20 protein-coding genes are annotated in these 18,901 nt (G+C 37.3%); 5 read left to right on the plus strand and 15 right to left on the minus strand.

The window, feature by feature from the left end; genetic code table 11:
* Positions 1 to 28: 28 nt before the first annotated feature.
* Positions 29 to 1,288, plus strand: a complete 1,260-nt coding sequence (locus DCS32_RS08800) for a POTRA domain-containing protein (RefSeq protein WP_108877933.1) — start codon at positions 29 to 31, stop codon at positions 1,286 to 1,288.
* A 62-nt stretch (positions 1,289 to 1,350) separates the two neighbouring features.
* Positions 1,351 to 2,610, plus strand: a complete 1,260-nt coding sequence (locus DCS32_RS08805; RefSeq protein ID WP_108877934.1) for an outer membrane protein assembly factor — start codon at positions 1,351 to 1,353, stop codon at positions 2,608 to 2,610.
* Positions 2,611 to 2,626: 16 nt separating this feature from the next.
* Here the strand turns inward: DCS32_RS08805 and DCS32_RS08810 are convergent, their stop codons facing one another.
* On the minus strand, positions 2,627 to 4,846 hold the full coding sequence (locus DCS32_RS08810; RefSeq protein WP_108877935.1) for an ATP-binding protein: 2,220 nt from the start codon (positions 4,844 to 4,846) through the stop codon (positions 2,627 to 2,629).
* A 191-nt stretch (positions 4,847 to 5,037) separates the two neighbouring features.
* Here DCS32_RS08810 and DCS32_RS08815 point away from each other — a divergent pair, with 191 nt between their 5' ends.
* The 3 genes from DCS32_RS08815 (at position 5,038) to DCS32_RS08825 (ending at position 7,288) form a co-directional block, all read left to right on the plus strand.
* A complete protein-coding gene (locus DCS32_RS08815; protein WP_108877936.1) occupies positions 5,038 to 5,193 on the plus strand; it encodes a YqaE/Pmp3 family membrane protein in 156 nt (51 codons plus the stop codon).
* A 224-nt stretch (positions 5,194 to 5,417) separates the two neighbouring features.
* Positions 5,418 to 6,524: an acyloxyacyl hydrolase gene (locus tag DCS32_RS08820; protein ID WP_108877937.1), complete on the plus strand. Its 1,107-nt coding sequence runs from the start codon at positions 5,418 to 5,420 to the stop codon at positions 6,522 to 6,524.
* 2 nt (positions 6,525 to 6,526) lie between these two features.
* Complete coding sequence (locus DCS32_RS08825) at positions 6,527 to 7,288, plus strand: head GIN domain-containing protein (RefSeq protein WP_108877938.1); 762 nt, start codon at positions 6,527 to 6,529, stop codon at positions 7,286 to 7,288.
* 90 nt (positions 7,289 to 7,378) lie between these two features.
* On the opposite strand, the gene DCS32_RS08830 is transcribed toward DCS32_RS08825, so the two are convergent.
* The 14 genes from DCS32_RS08830 to DCS32_RS08895 form a co-directional block, all read right to left on the minus strand.
* Complete coding sequence (locus DCS32_RS08830) at positions 7,379 to 7,978, minus strand: nitroreductase family protein (protein WP_108877939.1); 600 nt, start codon at positions 7,976 to 7,978, stop codon at positions 7,379 to 7,381.
* Between the two features lie 196 nt (positions 7,979 to 8,174).
* On the minus strand, positions 8,175 to 8,885 hold the full coding sequence (locus DCS32_RS08835) for a TIGR04283 family arsenosugar biosynthesis glycosyltransferase (protein WP_108877940.1): 711 nt from the start codon (positions 8,883 to 8,885) through the stop codon (positions 8,175 to 8,177).
* A 53-nt stretch (positions 8,886 to 8,938) separates the two neighbouring features.
* Positions 8,939 to 9,739 carry a DUF547 domain-containing protein gene (locus DCS32_RS08840; protein ID WP_108877941.1) on the minus strand — a complete coding sequence of 267 codons (801 nt, stop codon included), beginning with the start codon at positions 9,737 to 9,739 and terminating at the stop codon, positions 8,939 to 8,941.
* A 91-nt stretch (positions 9,740 to 9,830) separates the two neighbouring features.
* Complete coding sequence (locus DCS32_RS08845; protein WP_108877942.1) at positions 9,831 to 10,724, minus strand: DUF547 domain-containing protein; 894 nt, start codon at positions 10,722 to 10,724, stop codon at positions 9,831 to 9,833.
* Positions 10,725 to 10,773: 49 nt separating this feature from the next.
* Positions 10,774 to 11,664: a sterol desaturase family protein gene (locus tag DCS32_RS08850; protein WP_108877943.1), complete on the minus strand. Its 891-nt coding sequence runs from the start codon at positions 11,662 to 11,664 to the stop codon at positions 10,774 to 10,776.
* Between the two features lie 129 nt (positions 11,665 to 11,793).
* Positions 11,794 to 12,762, minus strand: coding sequence for an arsenosugar biosynthesis arsenite methyltransferase ArsM (gene arsM / locus DCS32_RS08855; RefSeq protein WP_108877944.1), 969 nt, complete (start codon positions 12,760 to 12,762; stop codon positions 11,794 to 11,796).
* Positions 12,763 to 12,840: 78 nt separating this feature from the next.
* The gene (locus DCS32_RS08860) at positions 12,841 to 13,653 is read right to left on the minus strand and encodes a purine-nucleoside phosphorylase (RefSeq protein WP_108877945.1); all 813 of its coding nucleotides are present in this window, start codon (positions 13,651 to 13,653) and stop codon (positions 12,841 to 12,843) included.
* Positions 13,654 to 13,686: 33 nt separating this feature from the next.
* On the minus strand, positions 13,687 to 14,289 hold the full coding sequence (locus DCS32_RS08865; protein WP_108877946.1) for a TIGR04282 family arsenosugar biosynthesis glycosyltransferase: 603 nt from the start codon (positions 14,287 to 14,289) through the stop codon (positions 13,687 to 13,689).
* Complete coding sequence (locus tag DCS32_RS08870; protein ID WP_108877947.1) at positions 14,286 to 14,468, minus strand: hypothetical protein; 183 nt, start codon at positions 14,466 to 14,468, stop codon at positions 14,286 to 14,288. The genes DCS32_RS08865 and DCS32_RS08870 overlap by 4 nt, the downstream gene beginning before the upstream one ends.
* Positions 14,468 to 14,659, minus strand: a complete 192-nt coding sequence (locus DCS32_RS08875) for a hypothetical protein (protein ID WP_021778162.1) — start codon at positions 14,657 to 14,659, stop codon at positions 14,468 to 14,470. The genes DCS32_RS08870 and DCS32_RS08875 overlap by 1 nt, the downstream gene beginning before the upstream one ends.
* Positions 14,660 to 15,154, minus strand: a complete 495-nt coding sequence (locus DCS32_RS08880; protein ID WP_108877948.1) for a rhodanese-like domain-containing protein — start codon at positions 15,152 to 15,154, stop codon at positions 14,660 to 14,662. It lies immediately after the preceding gene.
* Between the two features lie 3 nt (positions 15,155 to 15,157).
* Positions 15,158 to 15,985: a metallophosphoesterase family protein gene (locus DCS32_RS08885; RefSeq protein WP_108877949.1), complete on the minus strand. Its 828-nt coding sequence runs from the start codon at positions 15,983 to 15,985 to the stop codon at positions 15,158 to 15,160.
* Positions 15,970 to 17,304 carry a sodium:solute symporter family transporter gene (locus DCS32_RS08890; protein ID WP_108877950.1) on the minus strand — a complete coding sequence of 445 codons (1,335 nt, stop codon included), beginning with the start codon at positions 17,302 to 17,304 and terminating at the stop codon, positions 15,970 to 15,972. Before DCS32_RS08890 ends, DCS32_RS08885 begins: the two co-directional genes overlap by 16 nt.
* 123 nt (positions 17,305 to 17,427) lie before the next feature.
* Positions 17,428 to 18,867, minus strand: coding sequence for a SusD/RagB family nutrient-binding outer membrane lipoprotein (locus tag DCS32_RS08895; protein WP_108877951.1), 1,440 nt, complete (start codon positions 18,865 to 18,867; stop codon positions 17,428 to 17,430).
* Positions 18,868 to 18,901: the final 34 nt, after the last annotated feature.

Genomic DNA, 18,901 nt, shown 5'->3' on the forward strand with positions numbered 1-18,901 from the left:
CAATGTTTTTAATATAACTATTGCCTTTATGAAATATTTCTCCCTCATCTGCGCCTTGTTGATGACTTCATTTCTTTTTTCACAAGAACCTATTGTAGAAGAAATCACTTTTGAAGGATTAAAGCGTGTAGATGAATCTTTATTGAGAAGGCTTATTAAAGTAAAGCTACAAACAGCATATGATTCTCTTAAAGTAGCAACAGATATTGAGCGTTTAAATAGACTGCCAGCTATCGCAAATGCTACCGTTGTTCAAACTAAACTTCAGAACAACTCCTACAGGCTCACCTATAAGATTGTTGAAAATTTTACCATCATCCCGGGATTACGCATCTCGGAAGCAAATGATGGTAGTTTTGCTTTTCGCGTAAGCGCATTCGAATTTAATTTTCTTGGTCAAAGTCAGATACTTGGCGGCTTTTATCAGCGGGATGTTTTTGACTCTTATGGAGCTTACTGGGAAGCACCTTTTTTAATTACTAACAAATTAGGCTTAGGTGTCAATTATATTAAAAATGTGACTTTTGAACCTATTTACCTAGATGAGACTCCTATAAATTATAAGAAAGATGATGTAGGTGCAGAGATTTATGGGTTGTATGAAATAGACTTCCATAACAAGGCAGAATTAGGAGTGAGAGTGTACCAAGAGTCTTACGACATTGATGATACAGAGGTGCAAAGTGTACTGCCCGCAGGGCTTGATGCAAATAAAGTTTCTCTACGCGGAGAGTATGAGACTAATTTTTTAAACATCACGTATCAATATGTAGAGGGAGTGCGCAATCTCCTTGATGTGCGATATATTCTAGGTGGTGATGGACTCTTAGAGGAAGGGCTAGTAGCACAAAACGCAACAGAATATTTTAAAAAAGTAGGAACAAAGGGTAACTTGGCAAGTAGACTACAGCTAGGGTATGCTTCTTATAATGAATCTGAGTTTGCTCCTTTTACGGTTGATAATCAGTTTAATCTTAGAGGAGCAGGTAATGATATTGATAGAGGGACATCCTTTGTTTTTGTAAATACAGAATACAGACACACGCTTATAGAAAAGGATTGGTTTGTACTTCAAGGAAATGCTTTTATAGATGCTGGATCAATACGAAGTCCTAGAGAAGGGTTTGGTGATCTAGCCAGTATCAATAATGTGGAGCTATACTCTGGTCTTGGAGTGCGTTTTATTCATAAACGTATTTTTAATGCGGTAATTAGATTAGACTATGGTGTCGGATTAGGGGCTACCCAAAACCGCGGACTCGTATTTGGGATAGGGCAGTATTTTTAAAGTAAGAGAATTTATAGATGATGAGATAATCTAATTATAAAGCATAGTAAATCCTACAGTACATGAATCGCTTCTGGTTATATATTTTACTTATGCTGTGTTGCTCTCTGGCTAATGCGCAAGAAAGCATTGTGGAGGAATTTACCATTCATGGCAATAAAAAACTTAAGACTTCTTTTATTAAACTCATTAGTGATTTGCATATAGATAGTCCTTTAGATTCTACCATGCTAGAGGTAGATATCATTAGACTCAAAAGGCTGCCTGCAGTACGTCACGCATATTATCAAGTGATTCGTTCTTTTGATAATTATGAAGTTCGCTATCATATTGAAGAGCATATAACGATAAATCCTCAACTTAATATCTATACCACAAATGATGATGAATTTGCTTTTAGAATAGGCTTATATGAGTTCAACACCTTAGGAAGGAATATTGCCTTTGGGGGATTTTATCAACGAGATATTTTTGATTCTTACGGAGTGAATCTTAGAGTGCCATTCTTGTTCAATAATAAGTTCGGGATTGCGATTAATGCGCAGCGATTAACCACGCAGGAGCCTGTGTTTCTAGAAGAAGGTACTGCAGATTATAAGTATAGTAACACCTCTTTTGAAGTGCTAGGATTATATGCTATTAACTTTAAACATCGGGTAGAAGCAGGTGTAAATTTATTTAATGAAAAGTATGAATACCTAGCTGGTGCGACTTCTGCAGGGGTTCCTCAAGAATTTAATGTAGATAAGATTCTTTTAAAAGGTATTTATGAGTACGATGCTCTAGACTACTATTACCAGTATATATCTGGTTTTAAGAGCACTTTTAATGTGCAGCATGTCATGGCAAATGATAGTAGATTACCCGATTTTACAATCTGGTGGAATGATTTTCAATATTTTACTAGAGTAGGTGACAAAGGAAACTGGGCAAACAGGTTACGTGTAGGTCTAGCATCTAATGCAGACTCACCATTTGCTCCATTTTCTGTAGATAATAATTTAAATATAAGAGGTGTAGGGAATACGATAGATCGTGGCACAGGAGTAATTGTAATAAATACGGAGTATAGACATACACTTGTAGATAAAGAATCATTTGTACTACAAGGTAATGCGTTTGTAGATGCTGGATCTTGGAGAAATCCAGGTGGAGATTTTGATGACTTTGGAGATGATCAAAACCTTAGGGTGTATCCTGGACTAGGATTGCGTTTTACTCACAAAAAGATTTTTAACGCAACTTTCCGTATTGATTATGGATATGGAATAACCCCAAACTCCACTAGTGGATTTGTTTTTGGTGTGGGGCAATATTTTTAATTTAAAAAAACTACGATTATATATGTAGTTGCTTTGCAATTGCAGATTGATCAGTAATTGTGTGTTGTAGGTTACGCAATATTGTGCGCTTAAAAATGGTGATATCGTAAGGCTTTACGATAATATCTGTAAGTCCAGCGTTGTAGATTTTGTAACGCATTTCTTTTACCTCTACAGCCGTAAGCGCTATAATAGGGATTTGTTTATTAAAGAGTCTAATCTCCTTGGTAGCTTCTAGTCCGTCTTTTACAGGCATGTTTATATCCATAAGGATAAGATCATATTCATTATCCCTAGCGCATTCTACAGCTTCTTGACCATTATTTGCAATGCTGCAAGTAACTTCTAGTTTCTGTAATATTTTCTTTGTCACTATTTGATTGATACGATTATCGTCTACAATAAGGATGCGTTTATTTTTAAGTTGTTTGTCATCTATAATAATTATGGGATCTACAATTAATGATTCATTTGATATCTCAAAGTCTAGTGTAAAGAAAAATGTAGATCCTTTTCCTTCCTTACTAGACAAGTGTATTTCTGCTCCAGAAAGCGCCAGTAGTTTTTGTACAATAGGCAGTCCTAATCCAGTTCCTTGATATGTGTAGTGTCTTGAGCTTACTTGAGAAAATTCATCAAATATACTTTGTTGTTTTTCTTCTGGAATCCCTATACCCGTATCTTGGATTGTAAAGTGAATACTCGCCTTTTGATCATTTAAACCAGAAGCTTCAAGTAGAATATAGATGTCTCCATTTTCTGTAAACTTACAAGCGTTTCCTACTAAGTTCATTAGTATTTGAGAAAGCCTTGTAGCATCTCCTTTAACAAATTCTGGAACGTTATCATCAATGTTAATGTGAATGTTGTTCTTGTTTTGCTGGCGCATGTATTCAAAGGAAGAAACGATGTTCTTAATAAAATCTCTTGTATTAAAAACTTCATTATTTTCTATAACCGTATTTGAATCAATTTTATTGATCTGTAGCACATCATTTATGAGCGCAAGGAGATAGTCTGCTGAGAACTTGAGAGACTTAAGATCTTGTTGATGAGATTTTAATTTTGGATCATCCATCAAAATCGTACTGAGCCCTATAACACCATAAAGAGGAGTTCTCAATTCATGACTTACAGTAGAGAAAAAGGCTGTCTTAGCTTTTGTAGATTGCTCAGATTCATTTTTTGCTGTAAGATATTCTATGTTTTTTTCAGTGAGACTTTTTACATAGTCCTTCTTACTTTTATACATTCTATAAAGCAAGATGAGCAATAAAATACTTGATGCCGCTACAACAATGAGAAATTTATTCCAATTTATTTGGTTACGTACAATTTCTGCTTGAAGTCTATTTTTTAATTCATTTCTCTCAATATTTTTTTTGTATTCGGCTACTTGAAAGTTTGCGGCTATTTTTTGAGATTCTTCATTTTGATATTCTTCTGTAGTTTCTTCATACAGATTTTGATACTTCACGCTATATTCATAAGCTTCCTTGTAGCGCTTTTGACCATAAAGGCTCAAACTGTAAGTGAGGTAGCTATCTGCAAGTTCAAATTTTGATGCTTGTAATAATGTATCCTTGAAAATTTTTGATAAATGATAATCTACTTTCTTATAGTTATTCTCGTGTAAGTAATAGATGGCCCATTGATTTTCAAGACTTGTCTTTAAGCTGTTTGAGAGTTGATTTTTTAACTGGTCAGCCTTTTTTAAATATTTTAATGACTTATCATATCGCTCATGCTCTTGTAATGTGAGCACAGTATTTAAATAGGCATTACTTAAGTTAAATGAGTCTTTTGTTTTTTCAAATATTGCAATAGACTTGTCATGATATTGAAGTGCTTTATTTATAGAATTATCTGAGTAACCATAAAGATTTGCAAGATCCATATAGGTAAGTCCTAAGCCTAGACTATCTTGTGCAAGATTAGCGTACTCTTGAGAGCGTTCAAAGCTTTCTCGAGCTTGTATGGTATCTTGTAGGATTAAATAGTCATAGCCTAAATACCGAAAGCCACTTTGTAAATAACCGGTATCATTAATTTTTTTTGCCTCCTCAATGATTCTAACATTGAGTTCGAGTGACTTACTATAATTAGTAGCTTCGTAATACGTAGCCGACGAATCCATCAGTTGTTCTAATCGCTCTTTTATTTTCAAGCTGTCAGTCTGCGCAGTTCCTAAAGAAACAGACATAACTAAGATTAAAAAAATAATAATTCTCTTCATTTCAGTAGCTTAATCTTTGACAATATACAAAACATAAATAAAAATGCATTTAATCGTGTGATTCAAAATAGAAACCTTGAAAAATCTTACAAAATTAACTTTAGTTAGTTAAGACTATCTCAATTAATAATGGCTTAACGTTCTCAAACACTGATGCTCGATATATTTGTGACTAACTAAAACCAAAAACAATGTCAATTCTAACCATCATTTTAAGCCTTATATTTCCACCACTTGCAGTAGCCCTAGAGAAAGGAGCTGGCAAAGATTTAATTATAAATATTATTCTTACTTTATTAGGCTGGTTACCAGGTGTGATACATGCATTTTATGTAAATGGTAAATAAGAGAATATCACGATATAGTAGGGGTGCATGACTTTGCATCCCTTTTTTGTTTTAGAGCAATTACTATCTATAAATTGACTAATAAAATATTTATTTATGCTACGCTTTCGCGAAAGCGTAACTTTCCCTATCAACAAGGTTTTTCATTATCAGATAATTAGAATAAAAGGCAAACCTGCACGTTCAAATTTTCGTAAGTTCACGCACACTAACCAGTGACTCTTATGAATTACTTGCGCCAGCTAGCAATTACTTTTTCGTGTATACTAACCATCACGATACATGCACAAGAAGGAAAAGTGCGTCCTTTTGATCTCGAGGCAGATTTTTTTTATGGTACGCTCTTAGAGCATAATCCTGATATATCTCATCTTATAACAGAGCATCCGCAGGGAATAATGCTTGCTTATAACCGTAAAACATACGGGTACGAGGAATGGGAGCGACGCTATAATTTTCCAGATGTGGGGTACACTTTTGTGTATCAAGACATGAAAAATGAAAATCTAGGAGAATTATATAGCGCCTATGCGCACTATAACTTTTACTACTGGAAGCGTAGATTACAGTTTAGAATAGGGCAAGGAGTTGCAATTGCTACAAATCCATATGACAGAGAGACTAACTTTATGAATAATGCATACGGAACTACTGTGTTGAGTAGCACCATGCTTAAATTTGGTTTCAAGCAGGATAATATCTTTAAAAATATAGGAGTACACGCAGGGGTTACCATTATCCACTATAGTAATGCCAACCTTAAAGCACCTAATAACTCCACAAATACTTGGGCATTTACTGCGGGGATTAATTATTTTCCAAAAGCAAATGAGTTTCCAGATTACATCCCACTAGGAGAAAAAACATCATACTCAGAGCCTGTACATTATAACCTAGTTGTGAGTGGTGGAGCAAATCAAAGTGATATTAATAACTCGCCGCGATATGGCTTCTTAACGCTTACGGCATTTGCAGATAAGCGTATTAATCACAAATCTAGTTTTACAGCAGGTGTAGATGCATTTTTTGCAAATTTCTTAAAAGAGCTTATTCGTTATGAGTCTGTCGCTTTTCCAGATGGAGAAGTTACAGGCGATGAAGACTGGAAACGTTTTGGAGTTTTTATAGGACATGAGTTGCACTTTAATGAGCTCTCGTTTGTGTCACAGCTCGGGTACTATGTGTATTATCCGTACGATTTTGAAGGAAGGTTTTATAATCGATTAGGGCTTAAAAGAACTTTTGGAGAGCACTTTTCTGGAAGTATGGTCGTAAAAGCACACGGAGCAAAAGCAGAGGCGGTTGAATTTGGACTAGGATATAGATTTTAAAGATGAAAAACAAATATTTAATAGTAGTGTTGTTGCCAGTGATGATGTGGTTTGCATCATGTGATACTGAGGATACATTATCATGTCTCAAAACAAGCGGATCCATAATCACTGAGCAATATGACCTGGCAAGCTTTGATAGTATCATAGTTTTTGAACGTGTACAATTAGTCGTAAAAGATGCTCCAGAGATATCAGTAGTACTAGAAACAGGAGAAAATCTGCTAGAAGATTTTGAGGTTTATGTAGAGGATAATACGCTCATCGTAAAAAATAATGCCTCATGTAATCTTGTTAGAGATTATGATACTTCTATATTACGTGTATCACATCCTAATTTAAGTCAGATTAGAAATAGTAGCGGCAGTACAGTTTTAGGAGACGGACTCATAAGTTGGAATACCTTGCGCTTAGTGTCTGATGATCTTATCGAGGAAGATTTTTATCATAAAGATGGAGATTTTGATATGGAGCTAGATTCAGAAAATGTTTTACTTCAATGTAATGGGTTATCTAACTTCTTTATACGAGGAGCGGTCACTAATCTAGATATTAACTTGCTGGAGGGTGATAGTAGATTGCCACTACAGGATCTAGCGGTTCAGAATGTCACTATTTTCCATAGAGGTACAAATGATGTATTGATCTCTCCCCAATTATCAATTACAGGAGAACTTAGAAGTACTGGTAATTTGATATTGAATAACACGCCACCTATTGTAGATGTGGAAGCATTTTTTACAGGAGAAGTTATTTTTGATTAGTCCTGTACTTCAGATATAGACCATAAAAAAGGAGTCACTTATTTAGAGTGACTCCTTTTTTAATGATGCTCATGTAACAATCTTAGTGCCTTAGATGCTTTCTACTACTTTTTCTAAAGCTATTCTTGACTTTGGCTTTTTACTAGGTTGATTAAAATCATCCTCATCGCGATATCCTATTGCAACAGCTACTAGCGTTGCGTAGCCTTTGTTATCTATAATCTTATCGTAATTTTCTGGCTCAATACCTTCCATTGGAGTTGCATCAATTTTCATCGCAGCACAGGCGCTTAATAATACTCCTAGCGATAAATATACCTGCTTGTCAAACCAAGCCTTGATTTCTTGCTCTGGTAGCGGTTTTAGGTATTCTTTATAGTAATCTACTGCACCCTGAGGTAGTTCTTCTTCTATTTGTTTTTCAAAGGTTGCTAGATCATTAATCCTGCTAAAAACAACTACAGTATCACTATCTGTTACCTTCTCGGTATTAATCCACGATACTTTAGAAAGTTTTTCCTTGGTAGCCTCGTCAGAAACAAAAGTGAATTTCCATGGCTGACTATTGATGGAAGATGGACTTAAGCGAAGTATTTCCTTAAGCTCTTCTATGTGTTTACTATCTATTTTTTTTGATGCGTTATACTTCTTTGTAGTATAACGTTCTTGCATTGCATTTATAAAACTCATATCAATTAATTTTAAACCATATTAGGTATAGTAGTAAAAATAAGTATCGCAATGTTGCATTGCAATAACGGCCTAAAAGGATAGTGCTTTTTTAAGAGAACTTTATGCGTTTAGCTCGTTTAATGGAGTTCAACAATGAATTAAATGATCTCAGGATAACTAAGGAAAGGAGCTGCGAGGTTTAATCTCTTGGAGGCTAAGAAATTTTTTTGAGATAGTACTTATGTAAATCTTCTGCGCTTGCGCCAAACCACTTACGCACATAAATACTCCAGAAGTGAAACTGCAATTTCCACACACCATTCTCATCATAGCGTCGTGCAGAGGTAGTTAGCCATTCTTGAATTACGACAAATTTACGCTTAGCATATAACTTATTGATGAGGTCATTATCTTCATAAATAATATAACGCTCGTCAAAAGTGCCTAGCTCCTTAAATAACTGTGCCGTAATAAACTGACTTTGATCTCCTCCTCTGCAGGCTCTCCACTTAAATTGTGTGAGCCATCCAGCGAGTTTTAACCACCAGTGGTTAGAGTCAAATTTCATCTTAAAACATCCAGCAGGATTACCAGTAACTACTTGCTCCACGATATACTTATCATAGTCTTGAGGAGGGTAAGAGTCTGCATGTAAAAAGTAGAGAATTGAGCTTGTGGCGATGGCCGCTCCTGTATTCATTTGTTTAGCTCTGCCCTTTGCAGATTTTATCACTGTGACCTGAGGATTGTGATTGCTATAGCTGCTTACGAGCTTGTAAGTATCATCTTTGCTTCCTCCATCAACTACAATAATTTGCTTGACATAAATACTAGAAGAAGCCTTCTCTTTCAAGTGTGCTAGTAATTTAATAATCGTTTCAGATTCATTAAGTACCGGTATGACAATCGAAATAGAAGGCTTCATTAAATAATTTATGGTCACCAAATCTACGCAAAAAGAGTAGAGATGGTTTTCATTTACTGGTTATTTAATCCCCAGTTGTAATCTTTAAAAGTTACGGGAGCATCTCCTGCAACTTCTACCGTACTGTATTTATTTAAGTAAGGGATTAAACTCTCATTAGATCCTCTATAAAAGTCCTTTGTATAAAATTTAAAAATCGAAGATAACTCAGCTTTATTAGTTGTGATAGTATTCTTGTCACTGTTTATAAACTCCTTTGTTGCTCTTTCTAGTTGTTCATTAATCTTTCCAGCAGTATAAGCTTCTCTTAATAATGGTGGGCAAGAAATAGAAGCGCAATTTATAGCAAAGTGTATTCTAGGTTCGTTCATCTTACGCAGCACCCCATTCTCAATTCCTCCTAGGGAAAGCTTGCGGTTTTGCACGGTAACAATTCCCTTAGTCCATACCCCGTCTATTTCTTTTATGCTCGTAACATTTGGATTTTTAAGGATTTGATCTACGGTATACGCATTGTAAATATTGATGTAATAAGCCAGCAATTCTTGAACGCTCCAGTCATTATTAGGGTCTAGGCTCGCAAGCTTATCTAAATAAGCATTAAGGGCTCCTTGATCCTTAGCAAATCCTTTATAATCTACCATTCCTTTTGAGTCTACATGCTTTTTAAGAAGCTTGTCCCACGCAGAGTGATCTACATTTACAGGAGAGTTTGCAGTGGTTGAGGTAAGTGTTCCTTCTACTTGTTTAGTAGGCTGTCCTTGACTTGTAATTCCGCCTGCTGCTAGTGTAGCGCAACTTTGCAGTGTGATTGCAAAGGCACTTATGGTAAGTAATCGTAAGAAGTTTTTCATAATATATCTTATTGAGAGTACAATATCGCTTTCGCGAAAGCAAAATCAATACCCATTAACGCGCAGTTAAGTGAGTTTTGTGAAAACATTACTACTTATTCAATGTCCAGTCGTAATCACGATAACGTACTTTTGCATTCTCTGAAATTGAAGTCGTTGAGTAGCGATTTAAGAAATCTATGAGTGATCCGTCTGTTTTGAAATCTTTGGCAAACCACGTGAAAATCTTTGAAACTTCTACGCGATCACTTGTGATAGTATTGCGAGTAGGATCATTAATAAATTTGCGAGAAAGCATCTCTAATTGCGCATCTACCTCGCTAGGTGTAAATGCCTCATTGAGTAGCGGCGGACAAGAATAAGAAGCGCAGTTTATCCCAAAATGTATACGAGCATCTCCCATTTTACGTAGAATTTCATGCTCAATCTCATTGAGATTATACCACTTGTTACCTAATTTCCAAAAGCGTTGATCCCACGGATCTTTAATATCTTTTATACTTTCAAGTGGATAATTACGTAGTATAAGATCTATCGTCATCGCATTATACGCATTCATCCAGTAGGATAGTTTCTCTTCTTGCGACCAAGTTGCTGTAGGCAGCGATTGCCCTAGAGAAGCAATATATGCACGTAAACTACTCCAATTAGATTTAATACCATTGTAGTTCACATTACCTTCTTTAGAAACGTATTTCTTTAAAAGTGTATCAAAAGCGTCATGATTAAAATTGGAAACTTCTTCTATAACTTCAACAACCTCTTCGGGTTCATTATTTGAGACGGCAACTTCAACGACTTCCTCTGGTTCGGAGATTGTTGATTCTGCTTCTTCAGTATCTGTAATTACCGTTTGCGGTATTTCAACGCGGGACTCGGTAATCACCATAGCAACCTCAGGTTCGGCAGGAGTTGTAACATTTTTAGAACTGCTACAGCCAGTGATAAGTGCAATTGCAAGTATGAAGTAAATTAATTTTTGCATCAGATTTTTTCTAAGATTAGTTCGCTTTCGCGAAAGCGTATGCAATAACCTACTTTTCTTTTTCAGAAAGAGGGTAGGTGATTTGACCTACAAAATCTGTTGGAAATGTTTCATCTCCATCAAATCCTAATTCGATATCACGACCATCATGAGGAACGTGACTAGTTCCAAAAAGGTAATCCCATACACTCAATGTTAGTCCGAAATTTACGCCATACTTTACACGCTCAGGTAATTCTTTTGCGTGATGCCAGATGTGCATCTTCGGGTTATTGAGAATATACTTAAGCGGTCCATAATCCCAGCCTATATTTGCATGGTTGAGATGACCTACAGTAAGTGCGGTGAAATGTATAATAGCCACATATGCAAGGTCAAAACCACCTATAATTGCAATAGGAATGTATAAAAAGGACTTGTACATAATAGGCTCTACCCAGTGATAGCGCATCTGTGCTGCAAAAGCCATCTCCTTTGTTGAGTGATGCACTTTATGAAAATTCCATAAAAAAGGAACTCTGTGTAGTATTCTGTGCGTGTTCCACTGCACAAAGTCAGATATGATAAAAAAGATAAGCAACCCTACGCCAAAGGGTAGTGTGTCTACATCAAAAAGTTGGAAATCACTCAATGCTAATCCTACAACGCCCAGAATATCATCAAAGAAGAGTGCTGCTGTATTTGTAAGTGCGATAAATACGATGAGATTGAGGAAGAAGAAATTAAAGAACATATAAAATAAGTCCATCCAGAAGTCTTCACGGAAAATCTTCTGATTCTTACGCCATGGGAATGCAATTTCTAGTCCCCAGACTACAAGAGATACAATTATTAATCCCCAGAAATAGTTGTCCCAGTTATTCTCAAAGAAAATCTCACGCTTAAAATAACTCCAATAGTCGGAGTAAGATTGTAAGAAAGTATCTAAGTATTTGCGCATATTATAAGATGATAATAACAAATTTACAAAAATGAAAAGGCACAACCTTAGTTGTGCCTTTTGTATTATCCTTACAAGGTTTCAATAGATTTGAACACCTAAAAGGGTGGTGATATTATAGGGAACAGCTTAACAACATCCACCACCATCATAATGATAAGTAGACTCACTTATAAAGATGTCATCACGTCCTAAAGCAGCAAGTGCTCCAGCAGTCTTATCACAAATAGCCAGCGGCTGATTCTTAAGAAGGATGTGTCCTAGCTTATCATCAAAGAAATCTTCTTCTCCGTAATAAATGGCAGCTTTTCCTGTAAAAATACAAGGTCCGTCTGCTGGCATAGGGTCTTTGATTGCTGCAACTTCAATAGACTCAATGTATATGAGCTCATCTGTAGGATACGCCCCAGGATTAAGTATTCTATATGGCTTGCGAGCTCTTATCTCAATAGTTCCAAAACCAGCATCTGTAAGTGCTTTTACATACTCGGCTATGGGTAGACTTCCAGAAAGACAAAGCGCACGTAAACGATCATCATTGCGCAACTCTTCATTCATTTCTTGCTCACAAGTAGGGTCGCTCATTACAAGCTTGCCGTGAGGTTTAAGCACGCGATACATCTCTGCAATAGCACGTTTTAAATCTTCGGCTTTAAAGATGTTGAAGAGGCAGTTTTGTGCAGCTACGTCTATTGAGTTATCTGCTACATTGAGGTTAAGAGCATCTCCTTTTTGAAGATCTACAAATTCGCTCTTAAACCAAGGGTTTAACCTCTCTGCTTCTTCAAAGTTTTTACGAGACGCCTCTAGCATTTCATCCACCACGTCTACACCTACTACGCCACCTTTATTGCGATTAAAATATGCAAACTGTAAAAGCTCCATACCACCACCTACACCTACATATAGCATCTTAGGCTCATTAGTAAGGTCACGAGCGTTTACAGTGCTTCCGCAACCGTAGTTCATCTCCTGCATAATCTTTGGGATCTTTAGTCCAGGTAATTCCCAAATAGGATTTGTAGTACAGCAAAGTCCTACATCTGGTGTAAGTGCTGCTTCTTTATAAAGATCATTTGTAGCATCTAAGTAGCTCATGTGTTATGTTTTTGTGGTTCGTGATTGATAGGTTTTGTGTCTGTTTTTGATGATGTTACGCTTTCGCGAAAGCGTGCTTTACAAAGATTTAATCAATCCCGTAAATAGCGTAATCATTTCTGGCTCTGCCTTACCAGCCATTGCAATTATTTCTGGAATATTTACAGGCTTGAGGTTATCTGGGTCACACTCATCTGTAAGTACAGAAACCGCCACCACTGGAAGTTTTAAGTGGTTTGCCACGATAATTTCTGGTACAGTACTCATCCCTACAGCATCTGCTCCTATGATTTTTAAGTAACGATATTCTGCTCTAGTCTCCAGTTGTGGCCCCACAACAGATGCATATATTCCTTCGTGAAGATTAATATTGTTTTTCTTTGCGATGTCACGTAGCGTATTGTTCATAGCAGCATCATAAGGTGCGCTCATATCTACAAAGCGCTCTCCCATTTTTTCCACTCCTTTAAAAGCTAGCGGTGATCCACCTTGTAGATTAATGTGATCATCTATGAGCATTAATTCTCCTTTTTTGAAATCAAGGTTAATCGCTCCAGAAGCATTAGATACTAATAGATGCTTGATGCCTAAAGCGTGCATTACACGTACTGGGTAAGTTACATCTGTAAGTGAGTAGCCTTCATACACGTGAAAACGACCTTGCATAATGATAACCTTTTTACCTTCTAGCGTACCGTAAATTAATTTACCTGTGTGGAACTCTACCGTTGCCGTTGGGAAGTTAGGGATATGATTATAACTCGCGGTGTGTTCTATCTCAACACGATCAATAAGTTGCCCAAGGCCAGTACCTAAAATGATACCAACTTCAGGTTTCTCAAATCCCTTACCTTTTAAATAGTCTGCTGTTTCTATGATATATTTTTCCATAATATGTTTTTTTAAACGTATTAAATTTTCTTGTTATTGTAAATACTGAGCAAACTCAGCATATGGTTTTAAATCTTCGGCAAAGTCAATGTCGTTAAGTGTTTCTAGTTGATGAACTTTTGCCGTTGCTAGATTATCCATAGTACTTTTAAAAACCGTATCTCCGCCCCATTCTTTATTGTAAAACACTTCTTTTATAAGCTTACTCATACCTAGTAAGTAATAGCCTCCATCTTGCGCTGGACCTATTACTGCATCGTTAGATTGTAGCGCGTCAAACGCCTCATTTATGTGAGAAGCGCGCAAGTCAAAAAGATCACTTCCCACAATGAGTACATTGTCATACCCATCTGCAAACGCTTGCTCGAAGGCATTGTGCATACGTACTCCTAGATCTTCACCTTCTTGCTGGAATTTTTCAAAAATAGCATTATCCCACATGTCATCTGGGCGTACTTGCACAGAGTAACCTACGCGTTTTGTGCAATTTAAAGTTGCAACTACGTCCTTAGTGTGCGCGAGTAGGGTTTTGTAAATCTCAAGCGCATTTTCTTGACCTACACCTTTGGCAAGTCTGCTTTTTACTTTGCCTAGCTCTGGATTTCTGGTGAATATGAGTACTATATTTTTTTTCATTTTTGCTTTCTATAATTATATACGAGATATAAAAACATAACTGCCATTGTGATGAGCTGTTGGTACATACTTGCGTTAGAAGACCAACCTAGGTTTTCAAAATCTAGCTTGCTTACAGTAAGTATAAGTAATAGGATAATAAGTATGATAAATATGAGAATGATTTTCTTTCTAGTCATTACTCGTCATCTTTTTTTGTCCACTGGTCACTTTTTTTAATGGCTATAAACATCCCAATGTTTGCTATGATAATGAGACTACTAGAGAGATAGTCTTTCCAGGTGGATGTCTCGTTAGTAAGATGGTAAGCCAGTAAAGCAAATCCTCCTATGGTGAGTCCTATAAAAATGAGTGGTATATATTTATTCATCTAGTAAACTTTATTTCCTGTTTTTAAATACTTTCCCCATACTTTGGAAAATACGTGAACAGAGTCGGTTGGTTGGTTGTTTTTGTTTTGAATTTCGTAGCCTTCATCTTTCCAAGCAAATATGCTTCCGTATAGATTTTTGACATTTGTAAATCCTTTCTTCTTCAGTCGCTCGCCAAAATCTTCAGAGCGTATCCCTACGGAGCAATAAACGACGATGGGTTGATCTTTTTTTGCTTTCGCGAAAGCGTACATACTATCATTCACCTTCTCAGAAACCCACACCGCTCCAGGGATATGACTCACATCAAACTCTTCTTTTTTACGAGTGTCTAAAATTAAATAGTCACTCATTTCCATCTTGAGTTCTTGCACAGAAATATAAGGAACAGAGCGCGTGTTGTACTGTTTTAAGAGCACATCCATATCCGACTGTCCAAATGAAACTGCCGAAACCAATAGAAGTAATATGTAAGCGATATTCTTAGTGTTCACGTCTTATAGTTTTATACCAAATCCTTGTAAGCCACTCTCTACAGGTGGCAGTATTTCTGTATTGTCCCAGATGCCAGTTACGATGGTACGTGCATATTCTTCTGGCAGTAAGCCGTTTTGCATTAACTGGCTCGTGAGCTTGTAATTATATGCAAAGGTATGATGTTCATAGCTAAGATTGCCAGAAGTGTCATCTAGAATGGCATACCACACTTCGGTAGAACCATCATTTGCGGGCATACCGATTACGCCAGGGTTGAGCCAGATTTTATCTTCTTGCTCCGTATGAAAAGGCAGGCCGCAATGTCCCGCAATGATTACATCACTTTGCGTTGCATCAAAATTTGAACCTTTCATTTCCCAAGGCGTAGATCTAAATATAAATTCAGAGATATGATGGTATGATCCGTGTACAACCGTAATCTTTTTACCAGCGTAGGTAAACGTAATATGGTCTGGAAGTGCCTCTAATGTTTCTAGCGAATTCTTAGAGAGCTTGCTTTGTGCATAAGGATACCACAGTTGGCTAAAACCATCACAACGCGATCCTTCTCTAAAGTCACATCCACAATCTTCTGCGCCTTCGCTTAGCTGTTTTTCTACATTACCAGCAATACCGTGTGTTCCCCATATTTTATAGAGTTGCACCGTTTCTTCTGGTTGCGCACAATATCCCACGATATCTCCAGTGCATATGCAATTTTCTGGTGCAATTCCTTGCTGCTCTGCAATAGACTTTAGTTTCTCTAGCGCTTGTAGATTGCTATACACACCGCCATAAAGGAGTATTTTACCAGTGAGATTGCCTATGTTTTTTATCTTTTTATCCATCGTGGTATGAGGTATAATATCGTACAGGCTGTTATGCCCCAGACGTTTGTCCAGAGTAACGCAGCATAAGATCCTGTTGTAAATTGTAACGACATTGGTAGTGCATCAAAAACTAATATGAAACCAAATATGATACCAGTAACCACACTCAAGTAATAACTAATTTTTGGGGCTGGCTTTTGCCAAAATAAAAACACTGGCGTTAGTCCAATCACCATTGTTCCAGATATGGTTGTAGCACTCAAAATCTCTGCGTTAAGAAATACGGGAATGGTTCCCAATATGGCAATTACAGCCATAGATAATCTCCCAAACGAAAGATTCTTACCCAAATTCAAATCAACTGAAAGTAATTTTGAAAATGACGAGAACGTACTATCCAACGTAGATGCAGCCGAGGTAATCATAATAAAGTTGATGACTAACAATATGACTACACCAAAAGCTTTGCCCACTTCTACCGCAGCCTGGCCTTCCATTCCTTGTGACTGTGCATACACACCGATAATACTAAATAAGATAATACAAGCTGCTCCCAATACCGAGGCGATTAGAAAGCTACGTAATGTAACCTTAGGCGAACTTAAAAAAGCTCTGTCTGTCAATACTGGATCGTGAAAAGGATAAGAGAATGACTGTAACAAGGCTGCAAATAGCAAATTAAGACCAAGATCAAAACTCCACGTTCCAGAAGTCGCAACCTCCTTCACACTAAAATCATCTACCGAAAATATACTCCATAAAATCACACATAGCAGTATGGAGAATAATCCCATCTGTATCACATCTGTAAATATAGAACTGCTCAATCCGCCCTTAAGTGCGTAAGCTAGTGTGAGTATCGTAAATACAAGAATCGCCCAATAGTAAGGAGTACTTCCCATTTCTCCAAAGTAAGAACCTATCACCATCGTGTTACTCCACACCTCATTAAAAAGCCTAATGGCAATGAGCACAGAAAATAAGCGCATCGCTCCTTTTCCAAATCTAGAAGTTAGAAACTGATGAATGCTCGTAAATCCTCCTTGCAGGCGCATCTGGTAGATAATCACACCAGCCACAGCAAAGGAGAGGTAATAACCCGCATAAGCCACACCACCCACAATCCCAAAACTCAGGCCTAAGTTGGCAGCGTTTGTAATACTCTTTGCAAAAATCCACGAGATAATGAGGCTACCCGTAAGCATCCACACATTAGGAGACTTCTTGCGATGCGTAGCCTTAAAAAACTCATCAGGACTTTTGGCAAGCGGAGACAGCACAAACATCAACACACTTGATGCTATAATTAATCCCCATTGCCAGATCTCTACATTCATATAGTAATTACTTAACTAGTCGTTATCGCTTTCCGTCAGGAAAGTGTATTTCATAAAAGTTCCCCTCTTTGAAGAGGGGCTAGGGGAGATGTCCGCATCACTACACCCACCTCCCACAATTCCTTAATCTACATCCCACCAAACGCGCACATTAAGGCTATTGCCATCTGTCGCATCAAATGCCGTCTGGTAATTATCTGCATTGAGCGCTTCTTCTTCAGATGGGTAAGGCATACGTACGGGAATTAAACCGTCGTTAAGACTTGCTTGCACATCCATAAACGCAGGAAAACCGGTGCGTCTATATTCTATCCAACCTTCATAACCGTTTATGATATTTGCAATCCATTTTTGAGTAAGTATTTGCTCTAGTGGCGAACTATCTGCGTTATTAAAAGCAGCATTACCAGTAAGATAATCTGCTGGCAATGGTGTTTGCCAGTACTCAAAAGCAAGCGTGACACCGTTTTCATAAAGTGCTTGTGCATCTGCGGTGATAAGTCCGCGCTGGGCAGCTTCGGCTAGTGCTAGCGAAGTTTCCCAAGCCGTCATAAAGTTGGCATCTAGTACAGACGTATCTTCTCTAAAAGCTGTGCCTGCAAGTGATAAATCTCCTAGCACTGCAGCTGTTGAGGTTGCATCTATTCCATTGATTAGTCCGTTAAATTCTCCAGTATTTGATGCGGGTCTAAAGAACGTATTAAGCCTCGCGTCTTCAAGGTCTACAAGAATGGTTTCCATCGTTTCTGAGAGCACAAAGTTGTTAAAGTCACCCACACGCAACTGTGCAAGTCTAAAACTATTAGGCTCCGTATTGCTAAAGTTAAAAACAGCATTATCACTATTACTAGTTATAAAGTTATCCTCATTAACAAGCGCTTGTAAATCTGCACTTACATCTACTTGATCTGAGATACGTAAAAGATGTTTGATTTTAAGACTGTTTGCAAAGCGTACCCAAGCTTGTAAGTCACCACCATATAGAATATCTCCTTCTAGCGGGATCACATCTTCATAAGCTTCTATTGCAGCAATTCCTGCATCTAGATTAGCCAGAATACCATCTGCTCCAGTATATATTGCCTCCTGTGTGTCATAGGCAGGCGTTACCGTTCCATCTATTCCATTAAACGCTTCTGAGTAAGGAACATCGCCAAAAAGATCTGTAAGCCCAGCAGCCATATAAGCCTTGAGGATAAGTGCAGGACCTTCATACACAGCAAAGGTCACATTAGTTTGCGCCTGCTGTAAGATAATCTCGTTGTCTCTTAAATTAGTATAAAATATAGGCCAAGGATTTCCACCTAGCTGAGGTGATTTTAAGGCGTGACGATCAAAAAGATTAAAGTCAAGAGCCGTTCTGTGCTGCGATAGTAAATCTCCAGCCACAAAACCTTCATAGCTCATTTGCTCTCCGTAGTCATAAATAACTTGTCGCAATAACAAGCTAGGTTGCACGCTTACGGGGTCATTTGGGTTGGTGTTTATTTCTTCATAATCTTCTGTGCAACTGCTCATTACGAGTAATAGCAGGAGGGAAGTGATGTATAAAAAATGTTTCATTTGTAATGTTTTATGTTACGCTTTCGCGAAAGCG

The sequence above is a fragment of the Dokdonia sp. Dokd-P16 genome (assembly GCF_003095655.1).
Classification (GTDB): Bacteria; Bacteroidota; Bacteroidia; order Flavobacteriales; family Flavobacteriaceae; genus Dokdonia.